The sequence below is a fragment of the Alicyclobacillus acidiphilus NBRC 100859 genome, from assembly GCF_001544355.1.
GTDB lineage: Bacteria > Bacillota > Bacilli > Alicyclobacillales > Alicyclobacillaceae > Alicyclobacillus > Alicyclobacillus acidiphilus.
In genome coordinates this window covers 1-1,353 of sequence record NZ_BCQI01000142.1, presented here as the reverse complement: position 1 = coordinate 1,353, position 1,353 = coordinate 1, and the positions used below count along the sequence as shown (strand labels likewise).

Sequence of the window (1,353 nt, the reverse complement as noted above, 5' to 3'; positions counted from 1 at the left end):
GCTAACGTCATCAGATTTTGGATAACCGTACGAATCCGCCGGCGTTGTACTCTGTTGCGTAGTGGCGCGTCGTCTGCCCTCAACGTTTCCTGTCCAATGAGCCGCAGGATGTTGTAGGCGAGCATTCCAAATCGTAATACCAAATCGTTCGTTGCAAATTTCCCAGACGGTAGCCGCTCTAAATCCAGGTCTGTCTTCATCTCGCTGTGGAATTGCTCCATCGTTCCGTGCGCGTGATATAGGTCTATAATCGTGGTCGGGTCGTCCGGCAAGCTGGTCAGATATACAGACACCTCAATATCGGGCGTCAATAAAATCTGGCCCGTTTTCAAAATGGTTCTCTCAATGACCTCAAACACCATTCGAACGGGTTGTTCCAGCCCCTTCATAGGTGACATCAGAAACCCACGATACACGCGCTTGCCCTCGCGGGGTTCTTCGCAGATGCCGTGTTTTTGTGCGGTGAGTAGCCACACTTCGGGGCTTTCCTTACGTAGATTTTTCTTGATGATGAAATCCGCCGCTGTTTGTTCGCTTCGGCACACAACCAGATTGTCGACACTATCGTTCCCTGCATCCATCCGAACCAACAATCTTGTATCTGTGACGTGGCGGGCATATTGGATGCTCTGGGCTAAGAACGCCGCTGTGCCATTTTGACAGTGGGTACTCCCCGTCCGAAGTTCTCCATGCACGGCATATCCTTCTTGTCCAAGATAGGCAAAGATGGGAGCATATCCATCGCACCCTTTGTAGGTTCGCGACACGCCTTCTTTCTTCGTGCCAGAATTGTCAAACGGAGACACATCCACATCCAGCGGGACATACTCGCGACGGTCCTGACCCAAAACAAGAGACGTGAGTGGTGCCCCAATCGTGCGCAGGAGACGAGCCGACTCTTCTAGAATCACGGGTATCCAGCTTGATTCTTCCGAGCTTGGTGCAACGAGGTCGAAGCGTTGTCGTAGTGTAGGACTGGAAGGTACGCGGTGTAAGTCGAGCGCAAGAGAGAAGAATTCGTCTTTGCGAAATGGCTCAATGTGGTCGAAATCACTTTTACCGTGGCAGAGTAAGCCAAGGTATGCGTAGGCGACATCTCGGTTGGAGACCTCTGTATATTTTCGTTCAGGCACAGCGATGGCATTGAGACGTGTGGAAATATTCGTCTTTTCTAGTAACATTCCAACGAACGCGAGACCAGAATGCGTGGTAAGCACCTCGTCGGATTCTTCAATGATGAATTTTTGCACGAAATCACCTCGTGGGTGAAGATATGGATGTATTGATACACCCCATTTTACTTGATTTCGTGCAGTTTTTAATGTGTCACCGTAAATTACGTCACGGATTCAG

1 protein-coding gene is annotated in these 1,353 nt (G+C 50.0%); it reads right to left on the bottom strand.

The window, feature by feature from the left end; genetic code table 11:
- On the bottom strand, positions 1-1,250 hold a 1,250-nt coding region (locus AAC01S_RS18440; RefSeq protein ID WP_067625989.1), incomplete at its 3' end, for an IS1380 family transposase.
- Between the last annotated feature and the right edge of the window lie 103 nt (positions 1,251-1,353).